The following is a 25,659-nucleotide window of genomic DNA, read 5'->3' on the forward strand; positions in this document are numbered from 1 at the left end:
TAAGCCGTAAGCCGTAAGCCGTAAGCCGTAAGCCGTAAGCCGTAAGCCGTAAGCCAAAATCAAACCACCACCACAAAATCCAACAATCGGCTTCTCGCTTTTGACCTTTCTTACGGCTTAAAGCTTATAGCTCCCGGCGCAGCCGGGTTACGTTTCCAGCACTCGCAACCGGTCGCCGCTGGTCACGTCCAGGCGCTCGGCTTCGGCGGTAGTGAGCGTGATCACGTCATCCTCGCTGGGGCCGCGGCCGATCCAGCTGCAGCGGAAGTCGTTCATGCCGGTGGTGGCCGCCATCCAGCCGGGGCGCTCGGACTGTGCCAACCGCTCGCCGCCGACTTCCACCGTGACGCAGCGCGAATGCCGAATGGCGCGCACGTCATCGATGTAGGCTTCCACCGTGGGGCCGCCGTCGAAGATGTCGATGTAGCCTTCCCAGCGCAGCCCTTCCTTCTTGAGCATTTCCAGCGCGGGCCGGGTGTGCTCGTGGACCTGGCCGATGCAGTCCTGCGCCGCCTGCGGCAGAAACGGCACGTAGATCGGGTACTTCGGCATCAGCTCGCCGATGAAGCTCTTCTGCCCCAGCCCGGTGAGCTGGTCGGCCTGCTTGAACTCCATCGGAAAGAAGTGGCTGCCGAGGCTGTTCCAGAATGGGCTGACGCCGTCCGGGCTGAAGACGCCGCGCATTTCCGCCAGTACCTTGGCCGGGAAACACTCGCGGAACTCCGCCATGAACAGCCAGCGCGCCTTGGAGAGCAGCGTGCCGTTGCGGTCTCGCCGGTAGGCCGGACGCAGGAATAGCGAGGCGACTTCGGCGTCGCCGGTGTGATCCGAACTCAGAAACAGCGTGTCGATGGTGCGATGCAGGTCGAGCTGGACCGATGAGTGGGCCAGCTTGCCGACACGATAGTGGTAGAACGGCGTCTCCCGGCCGACCTCGGCCTCGATCGCGCAGCAGCCCGCCAGCTCGCCGGTCTGCTCATCCTCGAGCACGAAGAAATAGAGCCGCTCCGGCTCGGGGACGCGGCCTTCGAACGCCGCTACCGCGTTGTCGATCTTGGCGGTCAGGAACTCGCGGCTGTTGGGCAGCGAGGTGAAACCGACGCCGGTTTCCTGGGCCAGGGCCTGCAATTCGTCGATATCGTGATGCCCAATGGGTCGCAGGCGCATTACAGTTCTCCCTCGTCCAGCGCGTCTTCGACGTTGGGCAGCGCCAGCGGCGCGACCAGCACGGCACGCCCCTCCTCGACGCCCAGCAATGCCGCCTGCTCTTCCGACAGCAGCAGTTGGCCGGTCGGGGTGAGCGCGTAACGCGCGACGGTGCAGCGAAAATCCGCCAGCTGTTGATTGGCCACCATGGCCGGCTCGGCATCCGGCAGCGAGGCCGCCGGACGGATTCGCACCGGGTGCCAGCCGCAGTGGGTCAGCGTGTGCAGCCGCTGCCGCTCCCCTCTCACCACCGGGCCGGCGTCGAAGATATCGACATGGCGCGAACGCACGAAGCCTTCGGCCAGCATCTCCTGCAGCGCCTGCTCGTGGGCCGGATGCTCACGCCCGATCGCCGCGCGGGCCTGCGGCGTCAGCAACGGCAGATAGAGCGGGAACTGCGGCATCACCTCGGCGATGAAGCTCTTCGAGCGCACGCCTGCCAGCAGGTTGATCTCGTGGTAGCTCTGCTCGAAGAAGTGGCGGCCGACACTGTCCCAGAACGGCGAGCCGCCCGCCTCGTCGAGATAGCCCGGGAAGGCGACGCCCAGCGTCTCGGCGAAGCGCTCGGGATACTGGGCGATGAACATCAGCCGGGCGCGGCGCAGCAGCGTCGCCGCACTGGTGCCGCGGTAGCGCGAATCCAGCGACAACGCGCACAGCAGCGAGACTTCCGACATCTCGTGGGAAAGCGAGAGCGTCTGCACTTCATGGCGCAGGTTGAGCTGCTGCGAGGCGTGGATCAGGGTTTCCTGGCGGTAGGTGTAATAGGCGTCCTGCGCGCCGGCCTGAGCCCGGATGCTCGCCGTGCCGATGATTTCCCCCAGGTTTCGATCCTCGAGCACGAAGGTGTAGAGCTCGTCGCCGGGGAAGTCGACATTGCGCGCCAGCGCCCGGGAGGAGCGGGCGATCCGCTCCTCCAGCCGGTCGCGGTGCGCGGGCAGGTTGGTCAGCTTGGGCGTGGAGCCGCCGGCCAGCCGCTCGATCGCGGCCAGATCGCCGGACTGCGCCGGGCGAAACAGCAGGTGTCCGACGCTTCTCGCCGTCGAATCCGCTACGGCACCTGAGACGACATCGGCATCGATCATGATTGGCCGACGAGCTGCTCGATGGCCAGTTCCAGCCGCGCCATGCCTTCCTGGAGATCCGCTTCCGGGATCACCAGCGACGGCGCCATGCGCAGCACGTTGGGGCCGGCAACCAGAATCATCAGCCCCTGTTCGATAGCCAGCGGCAGGATGTCCCGCGCGCGGCCCTCGAAGTCGTCGCTCATCTCGGCGCCGATCAGCAGGCCCATGCCGCGGATCTCCTTGAACACGCCGTACTTGCGATTGATGACCTCGAGATGCTCGCGGAAGAGCTCGTGACGACGCTCGACGCCTGCCAGCACTTCCGGCGTATCGATGGTGGTCAGCGCGGCCAGACCCACGGCGCAGGCCAGCGCGTTACCGCCGTAGGTGGAACCGTGCGTTCCCACCGCCAGCGACGGCGCGACACGGTCGGTGGTCAGCATCGCGCCGATCGGGAAGCCACCGCCCAGCGCCTTGGCGGAAGTCAGGATGTCCGGGGTCACGTCGTAATGCATGTAGGCGTAGAGCTTGCCGCTGCGACCGACGCCGGACTGCACTTCGTCGAGGACCAGCAGGGCCTGGTGCTGATCGCACAGCTCGCGCAGGCCGCGCATGAACTCGGGCGTTGCCGGCGTCACGCCACCTTCGCCCTGGATCGGCTCGACCACGATGGCGCAGGTATCGTCGTCGATCAGCGCACGCACGCTGTCGAGATTGTTGAACTCCGCATGCACGATGCCGCCGGGAATGGGGCCGAACCCTTCGGAGTACTTGGGCTGACCGCCGACACTGACGGTGAACAGCGTACGGCCGTGGAACGCCTGCTTGAACGAGATGATCTTGTGCTTCTTCTCGCCGAAGTTGTCGAACGCCCAGCGCCGTGCCAGCTTGAATGCGGCCTCGTTGGCCTCGCCGCCGGAAGAGCAGAAGTACGCCTTGTCGGCGAAGGTCCGCTCGACCATCTGCTTGGCCAGTGCCAGAGCCGGCTCGTTGGTGTAGACATTGGAGAGATGCCAAAGCTTGTTGGCCTGCTCCGTCAGCGCGCCGACCAGCGCCGGATGGCAGTGTCCCAGCGCGTTGACCGCGATACCGCCAGCGAAATCGATGTACTCCTTGCCCGCCTGATCCCACAGGCGGCTCCCCTCGCCGCGCACCGGAATCGCCTGCTGGGGCGAATAGTTGGGGGTCATGTAGCGGTCGAAATCGTCACGTGTCGGGCTCGCGGCCATGTCTTTCTCCCTGGTGGTTAGGGTTGTATCTAATGAGTATAAGGAGGCAGCAGCCCCGCGGCTTTCAGCGATGGGACGACGAATTGCGAAATGCGCCCTGTCGCCGAACGTCCTGCCATCGAAAGCGGCCATGGCCGGCAGATGCCGGGCCAAAACCTGTCGCACGGGTTGTGTTCGCGACGACTGCCCCGATGTTCGAGTTTACCCCTGCGACTTTCGTCGGGGCCATCCTCGCGACCGTCACTTTGCGAGACCGACGAAACGCTGGCCAAACAGGAAAAGGAGAGACCTGATGAAAATCGATCTGACGGGCAAGACGGCCATCGTCACCGGCTCCACCGCCGGTATCGGGCTGGCCATCGCCAAGGGCCTGGCCAACGCCGGGGCGGCAGTAACGGTGACCGGACGGACGCAGGCGCGCGTCGACGACGCGATCCGTACGCTCGAGCAGGAGATACCGGGAGCCGTGATCGACGGCGTGGCCGCCGATCTGGGCACGGCCGAGGGCTGCCAGACACTGATCGGCCGGAAGCCCGACTGCGACATTCTGATCAACAACGTGGGCATCTTCGGCCCCAAGGACTTCTTCGAGATCCCTGATGAAGAGTGGCAGCAGTTCTTCGACGTCAACGTGATGAGCGCCGTGCGGCTGTCGCGCCACTACGCCCAGGGAATGAAGCAGCGCGACTGGGGCCGTATCCAGTTCCTCTCCAGCGAATCCGCGCTCAACATCCCGGCGGAAATGGTCCACTACGGCATGACCAAGAGCGCCGTGCAGTCGATCTCGCGGGGGCTGGCCAAGGTGCTTGCGGGCACCCAGGTCACAGTCAACGCGGTGCTTCCCGGGCCGACCAAGTCCGAAGGCGTGGGCAAGATGATCGCCGACATCGCCAAACAGCAAGGCATCAGCGAAGCCGAGGCGGAAGCCAACTTCGTCAAGGAGAACCGGCCGTCGTCGATCATCCAGCGCGTGGCCGAGGTCGAGGAAGTCGCCAATCTCAGTGTCTACCTCGCCTCGCCCCAGGCCAGCGCCACCACCGGTGCAGCGATGCGGGTCGAAGGCGGCATCGTCGACACGATGGCCTGAAGCCGCGAGCTACGAGCTACGAGCCGCGAAGAACAGCGTGACTTTCGGAACGAAGAACGCCAGCGACGACATCGCTGGCGTTCTTCGCTCTAAGCTCTAAGCTCTAAGCTCTAAGCTCTAAGCTCTAAGCTCTAAGCTCTAAGCTCTAAGCTCTAAGCTCTAAGCTCTAAGCTCTAAGCTCTAAGCTCTAAGCTCTAAGCTCTAAGCTCTAAGCTCTAAGCTCTAAGCTCTAAGCTCTAAGCTCTAAGCTCTAAGCTCTAAGCTCTAAGCTCTAAGCTCTAAGCTCTAAGCTCTAAGCTCTAAGCTCTAAGCTCTAAGCTCTAAGCTCTAAGCTCTAAGCTCTAAGCTCTAAGCTCTAAGCTCTAAGCTCTAAGCTCTAAGCTCTAAGCTCTAAGCTCTAAGCTCTAAGCTCTAAGCTCTAAGCTCTAAGCTCTAAGCTCTAAGCTCTAAGCTCTAAGCTCTAAGCTCTAAGCTCTAAGCTCTAAGCTCTAAGCTCTAAGCTCTAAGCTCTAAGCTCTAAGCTCTAAGCTCTAAGCTCGAAGCTCGAAGCTCGAAGCTCGAAGCTCGAAGCTCGAAGCTCGTAGCTCGTAGCTCGTGTCATATTGCCGAGCGCAGCCCGTTTCAGCTCTCGTAACGCTTGAAGATCGCGCTGGCGTTCACCCCACCAAACCCGAAGGCGTTGCAGATGGCGTGTTCCATCGGCATCTGGCGCGATTCGCCGTGGACGATGTCCAGGTCCGCCGCCATGGGGTCGGGATCGGCATAGTTGCGGGTCAGCGGCGCGGTCTGATCGCGCAGCGCCAGCAGCGTGAAGATCGCTTCGACGCCACCTGCGGCACCCAGCAGATGGCCGGTGGTTGCCTTGGTGGCGCTGATCGCCGGCGAGCGTTCGCCGAATACCCGACGAACGGCTGCAAGTTCGCCCCGATCACCTACCGGCGTAGACGTGGCATGGGCATTGAGGTGTTGAATGTCGGCCGCTTCCAGCCCTGCCTGACGCAGTGCGATCTGCATCGCGCGCGCCGCGCCGGAGCCATCCTCGGGACCTGCCGTCATGTGATAGGCATCGGAAGTCGTGCCGTAGCCGACCAGTTCGGCAATCGGCGTCGCGCCCCGTGCCAGGGCGTGTTCGAGCGTCTCGATCACGATCAGGCCGGCACCTTCCCCCATGACGAATCCGTCGCGGGCCTGGTCGAACGGCCGCGAGGCCTGCTCCGGCGTGTCGTTGAAATGGCTGGAGAGCGCCTTGGCGGCGGCGAAGCCACCCAGGCTGACGCGATCGATACACGCCTCGCTGCCGCCGCAGAGCGCCACGTCCGCTTCGCCGGCATGAATCATGCGCGCGGCATCGCCGATCGCCTGCAGGCCGGCGGCACAGGCCGTCACCGGTGCGCCGAGCGGGCCCTTGAAGCCGTGACGGATCGAGACCTGGCCGCAGGCGAGGTTGGCCAGAAACGAAGGAATGGTGAACGGAGACAACCGCCGCGGCCCACGGCTGTCTACCGTGCGTACCGCATCGGCAATGGCGGGAAAGCCGCCGATGCCCGAGCCGATCAGGGTCGCCGTGCGCTCCTTCTCGGCTTCCGTCTGCGGGAACCAGTTGGCCTGGGTCAGCGCTTCTTCCGCCGCCGCCACCGCCATCTGGATGAAGCGGTCCATCTTGCGCCGCTCTTTCGGATCCATGGTGGCATCGGGATCGAAGCCGGCGCTGTCCTCCTCGATGGTCGGCACCGGGCCGCCGACGCCCACGGCCAGCCCCTCGACGGTCTCCGCCGGCAGTCGGCGCAGGCCGGAGGCGCCCGACAGCAGACGCTGCCACACGGTTTCGATACCGCATCCCAACGGCGAGAGGATGCCCATACCTGTCACTACGATACGTCGCATGACGATGTCCTTTCAGTCATTGATCGAGTCACTCGCAGCATCGGCAAGCTGGCCAGAAGCCTTCGCTGCCGCTGTCTGCGAGTTGGAAGAAGCACCACGGTCGAAGGCTTTCTGCATGCGCTCGACACGGGCATGGACCGCCGGGCTGGCGTCGGGTCCGGGGGCCAGACGCACGTCGCCGGGCGACAATGGCCTGTCGTGGTGGCGGTCGTACAGGATCGGATCGACGGGTTCCAGGGTCTGTCGATCGACCAGATGGAAGCCGTCGGCTTCGATCGGCAGATGGTCTTCGCCCCAGCGGTAGAGCATCAGGATGACCGGTGCGAGGTCGTGCCCCTTTGCCGTCAGATGATACTCGTAACGCGGCGGATGCTGCTGATAGCAGCGCTTTTCGAACAGTTCATTGGTGACCATGCGATCCAGGCGCCGCGTCAGCATGCTGGAAGCGATGCCCAGGCCGCGCTGGAACTCGTCGAAGCGACGCGCGCCCTGCATGGCATCGCGCAGGATCAGCAGCGTCCAGCTGTCGCCGACGCAGTCGAGTGCGCGAGCCACCGGGCAGAAGGAGGAAATGTCGTAGGTCACTTTCATTATGGAAGCGACTCTACCGAATTTCCCGGCTCAAGGGAAATGGAGACGTCCAGAACCGCCAACGGTTGCGTTCACGTGCCGCCGGTATCCAGTGCCAGTCTCATTCGCACCCGCGGCAGCCGTTCGCCCTGACGTTCGCTCCACTCTTCGCCCAGGGTTGCCCAACCGCGCCCGGTCAGCGATGGCGCCAGCACCAGGCTCGCTTCGATCATCGCCTCGCTGTGCCCCGCGTCTCTCAATGCCTCGATGGACAGCGACAGCAGGCGCGATCCCACGCCCTGCCGTGCCACCGAAGGCCAGACGTAGAGCGTTTCGATGCGCCCGGCCGGGAGATCGCGCTCACAGAAGCCGATGCAATGCCCGTCGCATTCTGCCACCAGCGTGGAGTAGATCGCCTGTCGCGCCATCCACGCTTCCGCAGTGCGCGGCAGCGCCGATGCCCAGGCCTCGCGCTGGGCCAGGGTATAGTGGTTGGCCGCGCCTTCCATGATCGCGTGGTAAAAAACCTCGGCCTGATCCGAGACATCCCGGGGCAATGCCTCGCGGAAGCGGGTTCGTTCGAGCATATCGAGATCCTCCGAGCTGATCGACCATCAACGACGCCGCCGGATCACGCAGCGTCGTTGACCAGAGACTCATAGCGCGGGAAGCGCAGCGCGATGTCGCTGGCGGTTTCCGCCAGCGAATCCGTATCCCCTTCGCTGAGCGTCAAGGTGACGAAGTCCGGCTGCGGCCCCATATCGAACCAGTGCGGCAGATCCGCGGGGATGGAGATGAGATTGCCGCGCTCGCAGCCAACGACATAGACACGATAAGCCAGATGCAGGTAGAAGATCGCCTGGCCGTGGAGAAACAGATGCCATTGCTGACCCAGGCTGCGCGACTCGCTGTAGAGCAGCTCCCGCCGCAACTGGCCATCGGGATAGACCGGGCTCATGCCGCGAAGTTCGATCCGCTGACACCCGCTGCGCAGACGCATCTCGTCGATGAGAGCGGCGTGCTCATCGAGCACCTCCTCGGCACTGGCGGTACTGCGAAGCGGCGGTAGCGAATGGGACTGGAAGAGAATCTGATGGGCGCCCAGTTCCAGCTTGATACGCGCCTCATCGCGCGTCGACAGCAACGGCTGGTCGCTATCGGCTTCGTGGTAAACATGCAAAAAACTCATCCAACACCTCTCCTTGGTATTATGCGAGCTGCCGAAATCCTGCCGCACCCGGGGCCGAGCGCTACTCCATTATGGCACCATTGCAAAAGTTCACCTCGAGAAGCGCAATCTCATGATGTCAGAGCCCTCACGCCATGCTCCCGTGTCCGACAGCGCTTTCACGCTGGAGACGATCGGTCATGTCGCCAGCGATTATCCCGACAAGTTCGGAATTCCGCGCCAGCCGGGGTTGGCGCCGTCGGCGCGGGCGATTCTCTATCTGGCGCCGGCGTTCGACGATCCGCTCGCCGTCGAAGGTCTGGAGGCGATGACCCATCTGTGGCTGACCTTCGTCTTCGATCGCAGCCCGGAGAACTGGACGCCCCGGGTGCGGCCGCCTCGGCTTGGAGGCAATCAGCGCATCGGCGTCTTCGCCAGCCGCAGCACCCACCGCCCCAACCGCCTTGGCCTGTCGCTGGTCGAGCTGGTCGATATCGAATGCACGCCGAAACCCTCGCTTGCCCAGACGCCGATTGCCGGATCCCGGTTGGCCGAGTATCGAAGCCGGGTCAAGCTGCACCTGCGGGGGCACGATCTCTGCGACGCCACGCCGATCCTCGACATCAAGCCGTATCTGCCCTGGGCCGAGTCCCGACCCGATGCCGATGCCGGTTTCGCGCCCGCGCCGCCGCCCCGGCACCGCGTCGTTTTCAGCACCGCGGCACAGGAAGCGCTACAGCGCCATCCCGACGGTGAATCGCTGTCTCGCCTGATCGAAGAGGTGCTGGCGCAGGACCCGCGCCCCGCCTATCACGGCAGTGGTTCGAACCGGCAGGGCGCCTCCCGGCGCTACGGCGTCTTCCTGCGCGACGTCAACGTGCGGTTTCAGGCACTGGAAGATGTCGACGACACCGAGATCCGGGTGGAAGCGATCGAGCCGCGTTGATGGGTGGATCGAACGGTGACCAGGGCTGGTCACTCGGCACCGATGCGGCTAGGCTGGCGAACTTCGATGAATGACTGGAGTGCCTTCGATGCAAAAGTCGCTGATTGCCCTTTGCCTGTCCGCCCTGACGGCATTCTCTCTTCCGGTGCTCGCCGATGCCGATCATCCGCACGTGCGCCTGCACACGAGCCAGGGCGACATCGAAGTCGAACTCGATGCCAAGGCGGCCCCCAAGACGGTGGACAACTTCCTGAGCTACGTCGATGAAGGCTTCTATGCCGGCACGGTCTTTCATCGCGTCATGCAGGACTTCATGATCCAGGGCGGCGGCATGACGGCGGATCTCGAGCAGAAAGAGACTCACGCACCGATCGCGCTGGAAAAAAGCGGCCTCGATAACACCCGCGGCACCATCGCCATGGCGCGTACCGCCAATCCGGATTCCGCGACCAGCCAGTTCTTCATCAATCTGGTCGACAATAGCGCGCTGAACTATCGCGATCTCTACAACCCGGGTTATACGGTGTTCGGCCACGTGGTTTCCGGCATGGACGTGGTCGACGAGATTGCCGGCGTTGCCACCGGCCGCCAGGGCCCTCACGCCAATGTGCCGAAGACGCCGATCACGATCGAGAGCGCGGAACGCATCGACTGAAGGCGCAGAAATACGCCAGAAAATCGCCAGGTGAGCCAGAAAGCAAGAAGCCCCGACGTTGTCATGTCGGGGCCTCTCATGAAAATCAATTCTCGAGAAGCGCTGTAACAATCTCCGAGCGGAGCGAAGTGCAAGGCGTACGGCGCGCAGGAACCGGAGCCTATGGGGTATAGGTGAGGATTCCGATCGGACCGGCGCACCGGAGCCGTACAACAAAGCAATTTGCCCGCGCAGGAATTGAGACAGCGTTTCTAGAAGCTCATGCCCAGACGCCGCCCCACCTCCTCATAGGCCTCGATCACACCGCCCAGCCCCTGACGGAAGCGGTCCTTGTCTAGCTTCTCGCGGGTTTCGGCATCCCAGAGCCGGCAGCCGTCCGGCGAGAACTCGTCGCCCAGCACGATCTCGCCCTCGAAGATGCCGAACTCGAGCTTGTAGTCGACCAGCAGCATGCCGCCGTCGAGAAACAGCTGCTTGAGCACGTCGTTGACCTGGAACGTCAGCGCTTTCATGGTCGCCAGCTGCTCGGGCGTCGCCCAGCCGAAAGTCTCGGCCAGCGACTCGTTGATCATTGGATCACCCTTCTCGTCGTTCTTCAGGAACAGCTCGAAGGTCGGCGGATTCAGGGTGATGCCTTCTTCGACGCCAAGACGGCGCACCAGGCCACCGGCAGCCAGGTTGCGCACCACGCACTCGACCGGAATCATCTCCAGCTTCTTGACCACGCACTCGGTATCGGACAGCAACTGCTCGAAATGCGTGGGAATGCCCGCCGCCTGAAGCTTCTCCATGATGAAGGCGTTGAACTTGTTGTTGACCATGCCCTTGCGCTCAAGGGCTTCCTTCTTCTTGCCGTCGAAGGCGCTGGTGTCATCGCGAAAGTGCAGGACAAGCCGCTGCGGGTCGTCGCTCAGGTAGACCGACTTGGCCTTGCCGGCATAGAGAAGATCGCGTTTTTGCATGGAGCTGTCTCCGCGTCGCGGCCCCTTGGGGCAGCAGGTTCATGAAGGTAATGAAGGTGAAACGTGGTGTGGCGACGAGACGGTTCTTTTCACCGTCAGGCCACCTGCTGCCAGTCGATACCGCTATCCTGGGCCGAAACCAGCAGACGCGACTCATCGCCGTCGAGCAGCGGCACCAAGGTTTCCAGTACCCGCTCGGGGTGATTATTTTGCGCCGACAGGTGCGAGCAGACAATCCGCTGCAGCCGATCGAGCCCCAGCTGGCGCAGCAGTTCCGCCGCCTGGCCGTTGGCGAGATGGCCCCAGCGCCCGGCGACACGGCGCTTCAAGTGCGGCGGATAGGGCCCTTCTGCCAGCATGCGCGGATCGTGATTGCACTCGAGGAACAGCGCATCGCAGCCGCCGAAGACATCGGCCACGTGAGACGTCGGATGACCGAGATCGGTCAATACCCCGAGGCGGCGATCGTGGGCACGAAAGCAGAACTGGATCGGCTCACGGGCGTCGTGAGGAACGGTGACCGGATCGATCTCCAGTCCGCCGATGGCGAAGCGTGCCTGTGGTACCAGCAGTTCGTGCCTGGGCACCTCGCCCAACTTGCCGGAGAACCAACTGCCGGCGCTGAGATAGACCGGCAGTTGATGGCGGCGCGCCAGGGCGCCCACCCCGGTGATGTGATCGCTGTGTTCATGAGTGACCAACACCGCCGATAGCTGGCGCGGATGGACGCCCAACCGCGCGAGGCGCTTCTCCGCCTCGCGCACGCCGAAACCGCAATCCACCAGTACCAGGGTTTCGCCATCGCTGACCAGCGTCGCGTTGCCCTTGCTGCCGCTGCCCAGCGAGGCGAAGTGAAGGCCCGGTGTGGAGGGCGACGCCATCAGCGCAGCGTGGACGCGATCGCGTCCAGCAGCTCCCGTGCCGCAGCCGGTGCCACCGGTTGACCATCGGCATCATCGACCGTCACCACGGTATTGTTGGCGTTCGAGTCGAGCTGCAGGCGGTAATGGTTGGGCTGCGGATCGCTGCCGAACCAGTCGAACCAGCCGCCGTCATCAGCTTCCAGCGGCAGGTAGTCGATGAAGAACTGACCGGCGCTGCGGTTCTGATCCGTTACCGTCAGGCGATCGTCATCGAATCCGTTCTGCAGCTGATAGTAGAGCTCGGACCAGGCACGCTCGCTGTCCAGTGCCAGATCGAGCTTCCAGCCGCCGTCGCGGTTGCGCAGCTTCACGCGCTCGCTCTGGTCGAGCGGCTGCGCGGCCAGCGACACACCGCTGTCGGCGGTATGGTTGTTGTCCAGATACGCCTTGATCGAGGTCAGACATTGGGCGCTGCTGCCGATGTCGCAACGCACCTCGCTGGTACCGCTACGCAGCCCCTGGCGCAGGCTCATGCTGCCCTGAGCGGTGTCGATGCGACCGCTGGCAGCATTGATGGCGGTCGGGTTGACGCCGTGATCGACGGCAAAGCCCTGCAGGCGCGGCCATACACTGGCCGGCGCGGCATCGACCAGCAGCCAGCGCTCGCTGCCTGCCTGACGCATTTCGACGTAAGGCTGCTCGTCGCTCTGCCCGGAGGCCAGCGGCTGCGGGCGCGGCGCGTCGTCCATGGCCTCCGTCGACGCGAAATCGCTATCGGCCTGGGGAACCGGCATCGAATCCTGATAGCGAACCTGGTTGCGCGAAGCCGGCAGATCCAGCGGTTGGGTCATCTTGGCGTTCTGGTACTCGTCGTTGCGGTCATAGTAGTAACCGTCTTGAAACAGACCGCAGCCGGACAGGACCAGCGACGAGCACAACACCAGAGGCATCCATTTGAGGACGGGCTTCATGCATCCACCTTTGTTTGAAGCAATGGGCTGGTTAGCGATTCGATCCACGCCGGGTGGCATCACTTGCTGTCGATGCCGGCGAGCTGCAACGCTTCGCCGACGCTGCCGTGGTAGCGTTCTGACAGCCAGGTCAGCGGCAGCCGGATCCCGGTGTCGGCATAACCCATGCGGTTGAGCGCCCACTTGACCGGAATCGGGTTGGATTCGATCCCCAGCGCCGTGTGCAGCGGCGCCAGACGCGCGTTGATCTGGTGCGCCTTCTCGCGCTGGCCGCTGGTCGCCGCGACGCAGAGATCGTGCATCGACTGCGGCGCCACGTTGGCGGTGACGGAGATATCGCCGTGGCCGCCCATCAGCATGAAGTCGCAAGCGGTAGGGTCGTCACCGGAGTAGAGCGCGAAATCGCTGCCCTTGAGTCGATCGATCAGCTCCTCGGCACGTTCCAGGTTGCCGGTGGCGTCTTTCAAGCCAACGATCCGCTCGAGCTCCGCCAGGCGGAAAACCGTCTCGTTGTAGATGTCGGAGCAGGTACGACCGGGCACGTTATAGAGAATGATCGGCAGTTCGCTGGCTTCGGCGACCGCCTTGAAATGCTGATACAGGCCTTCCTGGGTCGGCTTGTTGTAGTAAGGCGCGACCGAAAGACAGCAGTCGGCACCTACTTCGCTGGCATAGCGCGCCAGCTCGACCGCTTCGGCCGTGTTGTTGGCGCCCGTACCGGCGATGACCGGGATCCGACCGTTGACCTCTTCGACCACCGTGCGGATGACATCGAAGTGCTCGGCGAACGACATCGTGGTCGGTTCGCCCGTGGTACCGGCGGCGACGATCGCGTCAGTGCCGTGATCGAGATGGAAATTCACCAGGCGACGCAGCGCCTCCCAGTCGATCTCGCCACCGGCTTTCATCGGCGTCGCCATGGCAACGATACTGCCTGTGATCATCTTGCAGCTCTCTCCCTGTGGCCGGGATGGACGCCGGCCGCGTTAACTCACCGTAAGTCGATTATCCCGGAAAGCGAATAACCGGACCTGACGAATCCCGGAACCCCGGACGCATGCCAATGCGGGCATGGCGCCTACCCAGGCACGATTTGCAAACCTCAGATGGTACTCAGGCAGCCTCGGCGTGTACAGCCGGCAAGCCGGCTCCCCGCCGAGATCGACGCCTCGACACACGACGCCGTCCTGTGATGATCTCGTCGCCCGTCTCGAGGATCGCCATGCCCGAGCATTGACCGCCAGAATCGGCTATCGTTCGTTCGCAACGGAATCCTCAGGGATTTTGACGATCCATTCCCCTTTCATTTCGGAGCGGCTCATGACCCTCAGCGTTGGACAACCCGTCGAAGACTTCTCCGCCGAGGCCACCGGCGACACGACCTTTCGTCTCGGCGACTACCGTGGCAAGCAGGTAGTGATCTATTTCTATCCCAAGGACAGCACCCCGGGCTGCACCACCGAGGGCGGCGACTTCCGCGACAAGATCGGCGAGTTCGAGGCCGCCAACACGGTCATCTTCGGCGTCTCGCGGGATGGCCTCAAGTCCCACGAGAACTTCAAGGCCAAGCAGGGCTTCCCGTTCGAGCTGATCTCCGATCGCGACGAAGCGATTTGCCGGCAGTTCGACGTGATCAAGCTGAAGAAGATGTACGGCAAGGAACATCTGGGCGTCGAGCGCAGCACGTTCCTGATCGACGCCGACGGCAACCTGGCCCACGAGTGGCGTGGCGTCAAGGTGCCGGGGCACGTGGACGAAGTGCTCGAAGCGGCGCGCGAACTCAACGTCTGACGGTCGGCGAGGACGCGCTTCAGGGCGTCTTCTCTATCTCGGTCTGGTCCGACTCGCCTCGCGGCCAGGCCTGCACCAGCGCCTTGATCAAGGTTGCCAGTGGAATCGCGAAGAACACGCCCCAGAAGCCCCACAGCCCCCCGAAAAACAGCACTGCCAGAATGATCGAGACAGGGTGCAGGTTGACCGCTTCCGAGAACAGGATCGGCACCAGCACATTGCCGTCGAGCGCCTGCAGAATGGCGTACGCCACCAGCACATACAGGAACTGCTCGCTGGCGCCGAAATGAAAACCCGCCACCGCCGCGACCGGCAGCGTGGCAACCGCGGCACCGATGTAGGGCACCAGCACCGACAGTCCCACCATCAGCCCCAGCAAGGCGGCGTAGGGCAATCCGAAGGCCCAGAAGAGAATGAAGGCCACGCTGCCGACGATGATGATCTCGATGGTCTTGCCGCGCACGTAGTTGGCGATCTGATCGTCCATCTCATTCCAGATACGGGTCATCAGCGTGCGTCTGCCCGGCAGCATCGACAGCATGAAGGCGACCAGCCGCTCGCGATCCTTGAGCATGAAGAAGACCAGGATCGGCACCAGTACCAGGTAGATGATCACCGCCATCAGGTTGCCCAGCGACGCCAGCGAGAAGGTCAGCGCCCGCTGGCCGAGCTGCGACGCCTGGTGGCCCGCCGTGGCGATCCACCCCTGGATCTGATCCGGCGTGACGATGGTCGGGTATTTCGTCTGCATCTCGCCCAGCCAGCGTTGGCTGCTGGCAAACATGCTGGGGGCCTCCTGGACCAGCTCGACCAGCTGATTCCAGACCAGCGGCATGATGACCAGCGCCAAGGCGAGTAGCGCCCCCACGAACAGCAGAAAGACCAGCCCGACCGCCAGCAGACGCGGCAGCCCTCGACGCTCCAGCCAGGCCACCACGCCCTGCAACAGGAAGGCGACGACCAGCGCGGTGAAAAACGGTGCCAGCGCACCGCCGAGCCAGATCACGATGGCAAAGCCGCCGATCAGCAGTGCCAGCAGGACGATCGCTTCTTCATCGGAGAGATAACGCTCGAACCAGTTACGCAGGATGCCCTTCAAACTCATGCCGGTGCGTCTCCATCCGCCTTGCGCAGCCAGTAGCGATAGATTCCGTCCGCTTGCTCGCGCTCGACCAGCGTATGCCGGCTATGCTCGACGAAACTCTCGAAGTCACGCCAGGAGCCAGCGTCGGTCGCGATCACTTCGAGCAGTTGCCCGGCTTGCATGCCGGCGAGAGCTTGCTTGGCCTTGAGCAACGGAAGCGGACAGCTCAGACCGGAGGCATCCAGCCGGCAATCGGGCGCTTGAGACATAACAGATTCCGGGTTGGTGAACGGTAAATTGAAAGACGAATCGAAAGTTCGTTAGCCTGCCACGGGGCCGGTGGCATCGCTCCCCGACTTTTGGAAAGCGCCTGGGCACGTCTGCGACAAACTGTAGTCGAAGGCATGATAACCCAGACCGTTACCCCCTACCGTGGCTTTCGCCTGCAGCGTATCTTTGGCTGCGCCGGGTCTTTTGCGTGTACCGTAGCTTTGCCTGAATGGGGATCGAGACCGTCAGCATGACAAACCACCGACCGACATCATTCAAACGGCAGCTGTTGGCCGTCTCGTTGCTATCCGCCACGCTGGCCGGCGCCGCCCCGCTCGCCCAGGCCCAGCAAGGCTATCAGCTTCCGGATCTCGGCAGTACCAGTGCTGCCGTCACCACCAGTGACGAATACCGCCTGGGTCGCGCCTGGCTACGCCAGTTCCGCGCCCAGACCGACCCATGGCAGGATCCGATCACCCAGACCTACGTCCGCTCGATGCTGGCCAAACTGGTGCCATACAGCGGCGTCAACGAACGGCTCGTGGTCACGCTCGTCGACAGTCGTCTGCTCAACGCCTTCGCCGTGCCCGGCGGCGTGGTCGGGGTCAATGCCGGCCTGTTCACCACCGCGCCCGAAGAGGACGAGTTCGCCTCGGTGCTGGCTCACGAGCTGGGCCACCTGGCCCAGCGCCACTATGCCCGGCGCATGGAGCGGGTCGAGGAGACGCAGCTGCCGACCATGGCGGCGATGCTGGCGGGCATGGTGCTGGCGGCCGGGGGTGGCGGCAGCGCTGGCATCGCCGCCATGATGGGGACGCAGGCCGCCTTCATTCAGGACCAGCTCGCCTACTCCCGGCGCTTCGAGCAGGAGGCCGATCGCGTTGGTCTCGGCGCCATGGCCAAGGCCGGGTACGACCCGCAGGCCATGCCGGACATGTTCCGCACGCTGCAGAAGCTCGCCGCGCTGCAAGGCGGCAATCCGCCGGAGTTTCTGCTGACCCACCCGGTCACCGAATCGCGCATCAGCGATACCCAGACGCGCGCCGATCAGTTGCCATCACCTCCCCACCGTGACGACCCGACTTACGCCATGATTCGCGGGCGAGCGCTGCTGCTGATCAACCGGGACAACCCGAGCCAGGCGATGACGGCGCTCGAGCAGGACGATCCGCCGCCGGCAGCGTTGAGTTACCTTCAGGCGTTGATCGATGCCCGGCAGACGCGCACCGACGCCGCGCTGGAAACGCTGGACGAGTTGGCCCGACAATACCCCGATCTTTCGATGATCCCCGCCACGGCGGCGCAGATCGCCTACGACGCCGACCGCCGCCAGGAGGCCGTGACGCGAGCGCAGCGCATCCTGCGGCTTTCCCCCTCCTACTATCCGGCGCAATGGGTACAGGCGGAAGCCCTGGTGCAGACGTCCCCTGCCCAGGCGTTCGACGTACTGCGCGCCATGAGCGAACAGTATCCGGAGGACCCTAACGTGTTCGGACTACTGGCCGAGGCCGCCGGCCGCACCGGCCGTGATGCCTGGGGCCAGCTGGCGCGCGCCGAGCAGCTACAGCTCGAAGGACGCATCGACACCGCCATCCGCCAGATAGACTCCGCCGAGAAAGTGGCCAGGCAGAGCGGCGACTACGCCATGGCCAGCCGCATCGAGCAGCGGCGCCAGGATTTCCTCGGCTACCGGGATACGATGCAAAACTTCTGATCTGCCCCGCCATGGGACCCCGGCGATGGCTTCCGGACATCTCGCGCCGAGCTCGCGCCGAGAAAGAAACGGCCGGAGAGCAGGACTCAGCGATGCCGGTCGAGGTGCGCGACGATCGCGTCGAAGAACGCCATGGGATCGATCGCCAACTTGCCCAACGGCTTGGGGGCGGCGGCGTTCTGCGCGATCACGATCTCGCGGGCCGGATTGACGTAGATGGCCTGCCCGTGGATACCCTTCGCCGCATAGGCCTGGTCCTGGCGTGAAGGGTCCGTCCAGGCCGTCCACCACATGTAGCCATATTCCAGTGGTACAGAGCCCGGTGATACCGTGCCCGGTGATACGGTGCCCAGCGACTCACCGCCAGCGAGCGTGGTCGGCCTCGTGGCCTCGGCGATCCAGCCTTCGGGCAATAGCGGCTCGCCATCGATCTTCCCGCCTTCGAGCATGAACTGGCCGAAACGCGCGTAATCTCTCAACGTTGCGCTGATCCCGCTGCCGCCGATCTCGATGCCGTCCGGCGACTCCAGCCACCAGGTGGCCTCGTGCTCCATGCCGAAGGGCTGCCATAGCTTGTCCGACAGATAGTCGGCCAACGGCCGGCCGACGGCACGGCGAACGAGTTCGGCAAGAATCTGCGTCTCGCCGGTGCTGTAGTTGTGGACCGCGCCCGGCATCGCGGTGCGAGGCAGCGACGCCATTACCGCCATCGCCCCGCCCGGTTGCTGGGCGACTTGCGCCTCGAGCAGCCGGCGGCGATCGGACGCCGGGTCGGTGTAGGTTTCGTTCCAGGCCACGCCGGAGGCCATCATCAGCAGATCGCGCAGACTCACGCCATCGTAGGCGCTTCCCGCCAGCGCCGGCACGTAGTCGACCACCCGAGCCGCCAGTCCCTCCCGGATCGACCCGTCCTGAATCGCCATGCCGGCCAGCGTCGAGCAGATGGACTTGGCGACCGACATCGACATCCAGCGCGTATCGCGATCGTTGCCGCGCTGATAGGTCTCGTGGACGATGCGGCCCCGGTGGAGAACCACCAGCCCGGTGACCTGGTTCAAGGCGAGATAGTCGTAGAGGTCGTAGGACTCGCCATTCACCGTGGCCAGCACCCCGTCGAGACTCTCCAGCGCCTGCGGCAGCGGGCGTGGCCGCTCGCTGCCAGTGACGACCCTCGAAGGAAACAGCCGGTCGATATTGCGAAAGGTGCTGACCGCCAGATCCGGAACCAACCGCCCGCTGTAGATCTGCTCGACGCTGCCGATCGGCTCGTCGGCATGGCGATAGACGGCACTCGATCGGGACGAGTGTCGAGCGGCAGCGAGCGGCGCGGAGGCACGGGAAGACATGGGCTCTCTCCTGGAACGGTCATTAGGGTCTGTTGACGTTTCTGCGCGAACCGCGTTGCTGCGCCAAATGGCGCCAGGCCAGGCGCGGGATGCAGAGAAGGGTGGTTCCCTTTTCCAACCCCGCAACGCCGCATGGCGCCATTTGCCGCGCAACCCGAAGGGCCGGGCCAGTTTTTGCACGGTGCTGCGTTATTCGTCGTTCATTTGGAATGACCAAACTACGCTCCTCACGCCTTGCCTCCGCACAAAAACTGGCTCCGGCGCGGCCGTGCATGAAACGTCAACAGACCCTAGATCAACCAGTACCACAGACACGACCAGGCGCGCATCAACTCAGCGTGAAGCGAAGGAATAAAACAGAATGGTGGGTCGTGTAGGATTCGAACCTACGACCAATTGGTTAAAAGCCAACTGCTCTACCAACTGAGCTAACGACCCGGAACGGATGATCGGCGGTGGAAGCCGAATCGATGCCGTGAAGGCGAGGAAAGAGATCGATGGTGGGTCGTGTAGGATTCGAACCTACGACCAATTGGTTAAAAGCCAACTGCTCTACCAACTGAGCTAACGACCCATGCTCTTTTGATCAATGGCACTCGTTTGCGCCAAAAACATCGACCCGTCGGAAAGTGGTGGGTCGTGTAGGATTCGAACCTACGACCAATTGGTTAAAAGCCAACTGCTCTACCAACTGAGCTAACGACCCCTTCCGACTGGGCGCACATATTACTCATAAGCCTCGGAGCAGGCAAGCGTTTTTTCCCCGCTCCGAGGCAACCACCATGCCGCCGGGGTCAGGCGTCTTCGCGGCGCGGCCGACGCGGTTTCTTCATCGCGGTCACCGGGCGACGCTTGTTCTTGTCGCGGCTCCAGCGATTCTTCTCGTCCGGCGTCATCTCCGGCACCTTGCGCGGCTCGAGGCCTGCCAGGGTCGAAAGCTCGTCGATCTCGTCCTGGGTCATCTCTGTCCACTCGCCGGCCTTGGCCCGCTTGTCGAGGAAGATGTTGCCGTAGCGCACGCGCTTCAGGCGGCTGACGGTCAGCCCCTGGGATTCCCACAGCCGGCGCACCTCGCGGTTGCGGCCTTCCAGGATCACCACGTGAAACCAGGTATTGATGCCTTCACCGCCGAACTCCTGCACGTCGGTGAAACGGGCCGGGCCGTCCTCGAGCATCACGCCTTCGACCATGTTGACCACGTGCTCGCGCTTCACCTCGCCCATCACGCGTACTGCGTACTCCCGCTCGATCTGGTGCGAAGGATGCATCAGCCGGTTGGCCAGCTCGCCGTCGGTGGTGAACAGCAACAGCCCGCTGGTGTTGATGTCGAGACGGCCGATCGCGATCCAGCGCTCGCCCTTCAGTCGCGGCAGGCGTTCGAAGACGGTCCGCCGGCCTTCTGGGTCCTTGCGGGTGCACAGCTCGCCTTCCGGCTTGTTGTACATGATCACCCGTCGCGGCACTTCCTCGACCGCTCGCAGATTGATCGCCCGGTCGTCGAGCGCCACACGGTCGCGTGCGCCGACCCGGTCGCCCAGCTTGGCGACCTGGCCGTTGACCTTGATGCGGCCGGCGCTGATCGCCGTTTCCATCTCCCGTCGCGAGCCGTGACCGGCGCGCGCCAGCACTTTCTGCAGCTTTTCGGTGTTGGTATCCGTCATGTCTTTCATTGCCTCGTCGGCTAGAGAATGCGCCAGTGACCGTCGCGCCCACAGGCAAACCGATCGGAATTGGCGGTTCTCAGGTGTCCGTGTCCGAATTCTCGTCCGCCGGGTCGGCGTCGTTCGCCGCCTCGGCCTGACGTTTTCGGGCACGTTCGGCCAGTCGCGCTTCGAGCTCGGCAAAACTCAGCGACTCGCCGGGGGACGCCATCTCGGCGTGTTCGTCGTTGTCGGGCTCATCATTGTCACATTCACCCGACGCTGCCGATAAATCGGTTTCTTCTGTTTCCACCACTGCTTTAGGGGTTTCTTCCCCTGCGAGCGGTGGCGTTTCGCTGCCGGTGACGCCGCCAGTATCGACATCGGGTACATCGGCGAACGGCTCGCGCATGCCGGTTTCGAACGTTTCGAAGGCCTTGAGTTCATGCATCGGCGGCAACGAATCCAGGGTCTTCAGCCCCAGATCGTCGAGAAACGCCCGTGTGGTCGCGTAGACTGCCGGCCGCCCGGGCACGTCACGGTGTCCGACGACGCGAATCCAGCCGCGCTCCACCAGGGTGCGCATGATCGAACTGCTCACCGCCACGCCGCGAACCTCCTCGATATCCCCGCGGGTCACCGGCTGGCGGTAGGCGATCAGCGCCAACGTCTCGAGCAGAGCTCGCGAGTAACGCTGCGGCTTTTCATCCCACAAACGTGACACCCAGGGCGAGTAGCGCTGCCGGATACGCACCTGGTGCCCCGAAGCCGACTCGATCAGCTCCAGCGCACCGCCGTTCGACAGCCGCTCGCCGAGCTTGTTGAGCGACTCGCGGATCGCCGCGCGGGACGGTCTATTCCCGCCGTCGTCGAACACCGTCTCGAGCCGTTCCAGCGAGACCGGCTCGCCGGCGGCCAGCAGCACCGCTTCGAGAATCTCGTCCAGCGCTGGGGTCACGTAGGGGTCGGTCAGGCGGTTCATGCCTTCGCCTCGTCGTCGCTGCCGGTCTCGAAAACGCCCTCTTCCTCGCCGGGAGCGCCTTCGTTCTCGCCGGGAACGCCCGCCTCCAGCGCCAGCCGGGCCCGCAGGTGAATCGGCGAGAGCGGCGCATTCTGCACGATTTCGATCATTGACTCACGCGCTAATTCGAGAATCGCCATGAAGGTGACGATGACCCCGGCGCGCCCCTCGGAAAGCGCGAACAGCGATTCGAACGGCGTATAGCGATCCGCCTCGAGTCTGGCCATGATCGCGAGCATTCGCTCCCGCGTCGACAGCACTTCGCGGCTGATCCGGTGGGACTGGCGCAGGTCGGCGCGCTTGAGCATGCTGCCCAGCGCCCCGAGCAGATCGCTCAGCGAGACATCCGGATGTACCACGCGGGGTTCGAGCTCGGGCAATGCCGCCTGGGCCGGGTGCCAGTCGCGCCCCATTCGCGGCAGTTCGTCCAGCGTCTCGGCGGAAAGCTTGAGCTGCTCGTACTCCTGCAGGCGGCGAATCAGTTCGGCCTGCGGATCATCCTCTTCATCCTCGTCGTCTCCCCTGGGCGGTCTCGGCAGCAGCGTGCGCGACTTGATCTCGGCGAGCATCGCGGCCATCACCAGATACTCGCCGGCGAGATCGATCTCCATCGCCTGCATCAGATCGACGTACTCGACGTACTGGTGGGTGATGGCGGCAACGTCGATTGCCAGAATGTCGAGATTCTGCCGCCGGATCAGGTAGAGCAGCAGATCGAGCGGGCCTTCGAAGGTCTCGAGGAAGACTTTCAGCGCTTCCGGCGGGATGTAGAGATCCTGTGGCAGCTCGGTCAGGCCTTCGCCATTGACCCGCGCCACGAATTCGAGCGGCAGTTGCGCGGAGGGCGACGCCTCGGCGGCATCGGGTCGTTCGGATTCGATAACGCTCACGCCGCCTCCCGGATCACTGCTGAATAGTGAACGCAGTCTAACAAGGCATGCAACGATGGCCTATCGACACGAAGTCGACGGACCGGCGATGGACACGCAGCCATCGTCGATATCAAGCGGGCTGGCGCGAAAACCGGCGATAGGTAAATTCGTCGTCTCGGCTCGAATCGACGATCGCCAGCGTCTGGATCTCGTCGTGATAGGGCGAGCGCTCGCAGACCGGGTCCATCTGGGTGGCATCGCCGGTCAGCATCAGCGCCTGACAGCGACAGCCGCCCCAGTCGATCTCGCGGCGGTCGCAGCTCTGGCAGGCGTCCGGCATCCAGGCGGTGCCACGATAGGCGTTGAACGCGGGGCTTTCCTGCCAGATGTCGCCCAGGGCATGGTCGCGCACGTTCCAGAACTCGAGACCGGGAATGGTCTCGGCGGCGTGGCACGGCAATACCTTGCCCGTGGGCGTGACGTTGAGCGACTGACGGCCCCAGCCATTCATGCACGGCTTGGGCAAACGCGCATAGTAATCCGGCACCACGGCGTCGATCACCAGCTTGCCCTTCAGCCGCTCGCGGGCGGCTTCCACCAGCTCGAGCGCTTCCATCACCTGCTCCCGTGGCGGCATCAGCGCACCACGATTCTGCAGCGCCCAGCCGTAGTACTGCGCATGAGCGATCTCGAGCCGGCGTGCGCCGAGCTCCAGCGCCAGTTCGACCAGATCGGGAATCTGATGAAGATTGGCGCGATGAATCACGCTGTTGAGCGTCAACGGCAGGCCGACATCGGTCACCTCCGCCGCGAAGGCGAGCTTCTTGTCGAAGGCACCGGGAAGATTGGCGATATGATCGTTGACCTCGGCAGTGGCACCCTGCACCGAGAGCTGGACGTGATCGAGCCCGGCATCCGCCAGCGCATCGAGCCGCGCCCGGCTGATATTGACCCCGGCCGTGATCAGGTTGGAGTAGAGGCCGTGTTCGGCGCAGCTCGCCACCAGCGTTTCCAGATCCTGGCGCAATGCCGGCTCACCGCCGGAAAGATGCACCTGCAGTACGCCAAGCTCGGCCGCCTCGGCGAAGACCCGCTGCCAGGTCTCGGTATCGAGTTCCTCGCGCTTGCGGGTCAGCTCGACCGGGTTGGAGCAGTAAGGGCACTGCAGCGGACAGCGATGCGTGAGCTCCGCCAGCATGCCAATAGGGGGAGGTTGCATCGAGGGCGACCGGTGCGCTTCCGGTTGGGAATTCATGCCACTTCCAGAACGTTCTTGGTGATCAGATCGGCGAGCATCGCCCGCACGTCGGCGAGAATGCGATCCCGTGGCGCGGCGAACGCCTGCGCCAGATCGTCGACGATGGCGGCGACGTCGCGCTCGCCGTCGACGCGGGTCAGCACCTGCTGGGCAATCGGATCGAGCTGGAACACCCGCTCCGGCGCCAGCAGCACCCAGCCGCCACGGGCCTTGTCCTCGCGCAGGCGCACGCCGCGCGGTATACGCACGACGTCTGACTCCTGGAGTTCGGGTTCGCCGGAATTGGTAGGGGTATCGATATCGGCACTCATCAGGCGAGCCTCCCTTGGCCACCCAGGCCGTTACCTTCGATCTCCTGCCCTTCGATGCCACTGCCCCAGGCGCCCGGCGGCACCTGACCCGCTGGATTCGAGCTGGAACCGACATAGGCGTGCTGCAGCGCATCGAGCATTGCCCACAGCACGCTGCACTTGAAGCGCAGCGCGTCAATGACCGCCTGCTGCTGATCGGCGCGCTTGGCGTGGCGCTTGACGTAGTCCAGCGCCATTTCGGCATCCCGCGGCGCCTGGGTCAGCCGTGGCTCGAAGTAGGCGAGCGTCTCGCGGGAGACGAAATCGTAGTGTTCGAGCATGCCGCGCACGCGCTGGCCGATCACCATCGGCGAGAACAGCTCGGTCAGCGACGAGGCGATCGCCTCGAGTAGCGTCCGATCGCGCACGAAGTGGGTATACGCTTCGACAGCAAAGCGCGTCGCCGGCAGGATGCCGCGGGTCGAAACGACCAGTTCACGGGGCAAATCCAGGCCGTCGGTCAGCTTGAGCCAGCGCTCGATCCCACCCTCGCCCGCGGCTTCGCCGTCATGGTCGACCAGCCGCGAACGCCAGGTTCGACGCAGGTCGGGGTCATCGAGCCTCGCCATCAGCGAGGCGTCCTTGATCGGGATCATCGCCTGATAGTAGTAGCGGTTGAGCGCCCAGGCCTGAACCTGACGCTTGTCCAGCTCGCCGTTCTGCAGCATCAACTGGAAGGGGTGGCGGTGGTGATAACGGGTCTCACCGACCTCGCGCAGTCGGGCTTCCAGCGCCTCGACGCTCAACGGTTCGGTCAGATCCGGATGGTTCTCGAAGGTCAGGCTCAACAGCTCAACTCCATACCGTCGTAGGCGATCTCCCAGCCGGCGCGCTCGGCGGTCCGGCGCTTGGGGGAATCCGCAATCAACACCGGGTTGGTGTTATTGATGTGAACGAAGACACGCTGACCCAGCGAGAGTTCGGCCAGCGCCGCGATACTGCCCTCGGCTCCGGACATCGACATATGGCCCATGCGTTGGCCCGTCTTGTGGCCGACGCCGGCGCGCACCATCTCGTCGTCACGCCATAGAGTGCCGTCGAACAGCAGCAGATCGGCACCATCGAGACGCGCAGCGAGTGTCGGCGTCATCGCGGCGCAGCCGGGAATATAGTAGGCGCGCCTGTCGCCGCTGATCAGTTCGACGCCGACCGTGCTTTCGCCTTCGACACCGATCTCGACCTGATCGCCCTCCAGAAAGAGCGCAGTCTTGCCCGGCACCGCGAACAGTCGGGCCTGCAGTCCGTCGAGCAGCGTGAAAGGCTGGTCCAGCGCGATGGATTCACGGCTGACGTGATCGGGATTGAGCACATCGAAGACCGGGCTGCCTCGCAGCACGTCCTGAATCATCGGCGTCGCCAGCAGCCGGAACGGCGAGCTTTCGCGAAGATTCAGGAGCCCGCCGATGTGATCGACGTCGGCATTGGTCAGCAGCACGCTGGCGATGGGCGTATGCCGTCGGCCTTCGTGCGGATGCAGTGCCGGCGTCTGTTGAATCTGTTTGAGAATATCGGGCGCGCAGTTGATCAGCGCCCAGTTTTCGCCGTCGACGCTGACGGCGATCGAGGATTGGGTCCGTGGCGTGACGCGTGAATCGCCTTCCCAGACCAGACGGCACACGTCGCAGCGGCAGTTCCACTGAGGCGAGCCGCCACCGGCGGCCGCCCCCAGTACGCGCAGCTGCAAGGCAGCACCGCCGCGCGTGTC

26 protein-coding genes and 3 tRNA genes are annotated in these 25,659 nt (G+C 64.0%); 5 read left to right on the forward strand and 24 right to left on the reverse strand.

Annotation, left to right across the window (positions count from 1 at the left end; all coding sequences use genetic code 11):
• Nucleotides 1–147 precede the first annotated feature (147 nt).
• From astA to CCD76_RS08370, 3 genes are read right to left on the reverse strand one after another with little or no spacing between them, the layout of a single operon-like run.
• Complete coding sequence (gene astA, locus CCD76_RS08360) at nt 148–1,167, reverse strand: arginine N-succinyltransferase (RefSeq protein WP_087719071.1); 1,020 nt, start codon at nt 1,165–1,167, stop codon at nt 148–150.
• Nucleotides 1,167–2,291 (reverse strand): arginine N-succinyltransferase, encoded by a 1,125-nt coding sequence (locus CCD76_RS08365; protein WP_087719072.1) that lies wholly within the window; start codon nt 2,289–2,291, stop codon nt 1,167–1,169. The genes astA and CCD76_RS08365 overlap by 1 nt, the downstream gene beginning before the upstream one ends.
• A complete protein-coding gene (locus CCD76_RS08370; protein WP_087719073.1) occupies nt 2,288–3,502 on the reverse strand; it encodes an aspartate aminotransferase family protein in 1,215 nt (404 codons plus the stop codon). The genes CCD76_RS08365 and CCD76_RS08370 overlap by 4 nt, the downstream gene beginning before the upstream one ends.
• A 292-nt stretch (nt 3,503–3,794) precedes the next feature.
• Here CCD76_RS08370 and CCD76_RS08375 point away from each other — a divergent pair, with 292 nt between their 5' ends.
• Nucleotides 3,795–4,589 (forward strand): SDR family NAD(P)-dependent oxidoreductase, encoded by a 795-nt coding sequence (locus CCD76_RS08375; protein WP_087719074.1) that lies wholly within the window; start codon nt 3,795–3,797, stop codon nt 4,587–4,589.
• A gap of 621 nt (nt 4,590–5,210) precedes the next feature.
• On the opposite strand, the gene fabF is transcribed toward CCD76_RS08375, so the two are convergent.
• The 4 genes from fabF to CCD76_RS08395 all read right to left on the reverse strand — a co-directional run bounded on the left by fabF (nt 5,211) and on the right by CCD76_RS08395 (nt 8,232).
• Nucleotides 5,211–6,473, reverse strand: coding sequence for a beta-ketoacyl-ACP synthase II (fabF, locus tag CCD76_RS08380; protein ID WP_087719075.1), 1,263 nt, complete (start codon nt 6,471–6,473; stop codon nt 5,211–5,213).
• Nucleotides 6,474–6,485: 12 nt separating this feature from the next.
• The gene (locus tag CCD76_RS08385) at nt 6,486–7,064 is read right to left on the reverse strand and encodes a winged helix-turn-helix transcriptional regulator (RefSeq protein WP_087719076.1); all 579 of its coding nucleotides are present in this window, start codon (nt 7,062–7,064) and stop codon (nt 6,486–6,488) included.
• Nucleotides 7,065–7,135: 71 nt separating this feature from the next.
• Entirely contained in the window at nt 7,136–7,630 is a 495-nt protein-coding gene (locus CCD76_RS08390; RefSeq protein WP_087719077.1) for a GNAT family N-acetyltransferase, read from the reverse strand.
• A 44-nt stretch (nt 7,631–7,674) separates the two neighbouring features.
• The gene (locus CCD76_RS08395) at nt 7,675–8,232 is read right to left on the reverse strand and encodes a cupin (protein WP_087719078.1); all 558 of its coding nucleotides are present in this window, start codon (nt 8,230–8,232) and stop codon (nt 7,675–7,677) included.
• Between the two features lie 112 nt (nt 8,233–8,344).
• Between CCD76_RS08395 and tsaA the strand changes: the two genes are divergently transcribed.
• Both tsaA and CCD76_RS08405 read left to right on the forward strand, forming a co-directional pair.
• The gene (tsaA, locus tag CCD76_RS08400) at nt 8,345–9,157 is read left to right on the forward strand and encodes a tRNA (N6-threonylcarbamoyladenosine(37)-N6)-methyltransferase TrmO (RefSeq protein ID WP_256961214.1); all 813 of its coding nucleotides are present in this window, start codon (nt 8,345–8,347) and stop codon (nt 9,155–9,157) included.
• An 88-nt stretch (nt 9,158–9,245) separates the two neighbouring features.
• Nucleotides 9,246–9,812 carry a peptidylprolyl isomerase gene (locus CCD76_RS08405; RefSeq protein WP_218776996.1) on the forward strand — a complete coding sequence of 189 codons (567 nt, stop codon included), beginning with the start codon at nt 9,246–9,248 and terminating at the stop codon, nt 9,810–9,812.
• A 251-nt stretch (nt 9,813–10,063) separates the two neighbouring features.
• Here CCD76_RS08405 and purC read toward each other — a convergent pair whose 3' ends face one another.
• From purC to dapA, 4 genes are all read right to left on the reverse strand, one after another.
• On the reverse strand, nt 10,064–10,774 hold the full coding sequence (purC, locus tag CCD76_RS08410; protein ID WP_087719080.1) for a phosphoribosylaminoimidazolesuccinocarboxamide synthase: 711 nt from the start codon (nt 10,772–10,774) through the stop codon (nt 10,064–10,066).
• A gap of 95 nt (nt 10,775–10,869) precedes the next feature.
• Nucleotides 10,870–11,655 (reverse strand): MBL fold metallo-hydrolase, encoded by a 786-nt coding sequence (locus CCD76_RS08415; RefSeq protein ID WP_087719081.1) that lies wholly within the window; start codon nt 11,653–11,655, stop codon nt 10,870–10,872.
• Nucleotides 11,655–12,608, reverse strand: coding sequence for an outer membrane protein assembly factor BamC (bamC, locus tag CCD76_RS08420; protein WP_087719082.1), 954 nt, complete (start codon nt 12,606–12,608; stop codon nt 11,655–11,657). The genes CCD76_RS08415 and bamC overlap by 1 nt, the downstream gene beginning before the upstream one ends.
• Nucleotides 12,609–12,667: 59 nt before the next feature.
• Nucleotides 12,668–13,552, reverse strand: a complete 885-nt coding sequence (dapA, locus tag CCD76_RS08425) for a 4-hydroxy-tetrahydrodipicolinate synthase (protein WP_087719083.1) — start codon at nt 13,550–13,552, stop codon at nt 12,668–12,670.
• Between the two features lie 376 nt (nt 13,553–13,928).
• On the opposite strand from dapA, the gene CCD76_RS08430 reads away from it, so the two are divergent.
• Complete coding sequence (locus CCD76_RS08430; RefSeq protein ID WP_087719084.1) at nt 13,929–14,399, forward strand: peroxiredoxin; 471 nt, start codon at nt 13,929–13,931, stop codon at nt 14,397–14,399.
• A 19-nt stretch (nt 14,400–14,418) separates the two neighbouring features.
• Here CCD76_RS08430 and CCD76_RS08435 read toward each other — a convergent pair whose 3' ends face one another.
• Complete coding sequence (locus CCD76_RS08435; RefSeq protein WP_087719085.1) at nt 14,419–15,504, reverse strand: AI-2E family transporter; 1,086 nt, start codon at nt 15,502–15,504, stop codon at nt 14,419–14,421.
• Nucleotides 15,501–15,752 carry a sulfurtransferase TusA family protein gene (locus CCD76_RS08440; protein ID WP_071232753.1) on the reverse strand — a complete coding sequence of 84 codons (252 nt, stop codon included), beginning with the start codon at nt 15,750–15,752 and terminating at the stop codon, nt 15,501–15,503. Before CCD76_RS08440 ends, CCD76_RS08435 begins: the two co-directional genes overlap by 4 nt.
• 251 nt (nt 15,753–16,003) lie before the next feature.
• Between CCD76_RS08440 and CCD76_RS08445 the strand changes: the two genes are divergently transcribed.
• Entirely contained in the window at nt 16,004–17,467 is a 1,464-nt protein-coding gene (locus CCD76_RS08445) for a M48 family metalloprotease (RefSeq protein WP_087719086.1), read from the forward strand.
• An 86-nt stretch (nt 17,468–17,553) separates the two neighbouring features.
• Here the strand turns inward: CCD76_RS08445 and CCD76_RS08450 are convergent, their stop codons facing one another.
• The 11 genes from CCD76_RS08450 to pqqB form a co-directional block, all read right to left on the reverse strand.
• Complete coding sequence (locus CCD76_RS08450; protein ID WP_087719087.1) at nt 17,554–18,813, reverse strand: serine hydrolase domain-containing protein; 1,260 nt, start codon at nt 18,811–18,813, stop codon at nt 17,554–17,556.
• Nucleotides 18,814–19,175: 362 nt separating this feature from the next.
• Nucleotides 19,176–19,251: transfer RNA gene (locus CCD76_RS08455), tRNA-Lys, on the reverse strand.
• A 60-nt stretch (nt 19,252–19,311) separates the two neighbouring features.
• Nucleotides 19,312–19,387 (reverse strand) — tRNA-Lys (locus tag CCD76_RS08460).
• A gap of 56 nt (nt 19,388–19,443) precedes the next feature.
• Nucleotides 19,444–19,519 (reverse strand) — tRNA-Lys (locus CCD76_RS08465).
• A gap of 88 nt (nt 19,520–19,607) precedes the next feature.
• Entirely contained in the window at nt 19,608–20,474 is an 867-nt protein-coding gene (gene rluB / locus CCD76_RS08470) for a 23S rRNA pseudouridine(2605) synthase RluB (protein WP_087719177.1), read from the reverse strand.
• Between the two features lie 79 nt (nt 20,475–20,553).
• Nucleotides 20,554–21,435, reverse strand: coding sequence for an SMC-Scp complex subunit ScpB (gene scpB, locus CCD76_RS08475; protein WP_087719088.1), 882 nt, complete (start codon nt 21,433–21,435; stop codon nt 20,554–20,556).
• Entirely contained in the window at nt 21,432–22,364 is a 933-nt protein-coding gene (locus CCD76_RS08480; protein WP_087719089.1) for a segregation and condensation protein A, read from the reverse strand. Before CCD76_RS08480 ends, scpB begins: the two co-directional genes overlap by 4 nt.
• A gap of 112 nt (nt 22,365–22,476) precedes the next feature.
• Nucleotides 22,477–23,601 (reverse strand): pyrroloquinoline quinone biosynthesis protein PqqE, encoded by a 1,125-nt coding sequence (pqqE, locus tag CCD76_RS08485; RefSeq protein ID WP_087719090.1) that lies wholly within the window; start codon nt 23,599–23,601, stop codon nt 22,477–22,479.
• Complete coding sequence (gene pqqD / locus CCD76_RS08490) at nt 23,598–23,915, reverse strand: pyrroloquinoline quinone biosynthesis peptide chaperone PqqD (RefSeq protein ID WP_087719091.1); 318 nt, start codon at nt 23,913–23,915, stop codon at nt 23,598–23,600. The genes pqqE and pqqD overlap by 4 nt, the downstream gene beginning before the upstream one ends.
• Nucleotides 23,915–24,742: a pyrroloquinoline-quinone synthase PqqC gene (gene pqqC / locus CCD76_RS08495; protein ID WP_218776997.1), complete on the reverse strand. Its 828-nt coding sequence runs from the start codon at nt 24,740–24,742 to the stop codon at nt 23,915–23,917. Before pqqC ends, pqqD begins: the two co-directional genes overlap by 1 nt.
• Nucleotides 24,739–25,638 (reverse strand): pyrroloquinoline quinone biosynthesis protein PqqB, encoded by a 900-nt coding sequence (gene pqqB, locus CCD76_RS08500; RefSeq protein WP_087719179.1) that lies wholly within the window; start codon nt 25,636–25,638, stop codon nt 24,739–24,741. Before pqqB ends, pqqC begins: the two co-directional genes overlap by 4 nt.
• Between the last annotated feature and the right edge of the window lie 21 nt (nt 25,639–25,659).

Origin of the sequence: Salinicola salarius (assembly GCF_002179555.1) — a bacterium.
Lineage (GTDB): Bacteria > Pseudomonadota > Gammaproteobacteria > Pseudomonadales > Halomonadaceae > Salinicola > Salinicola salarius_A.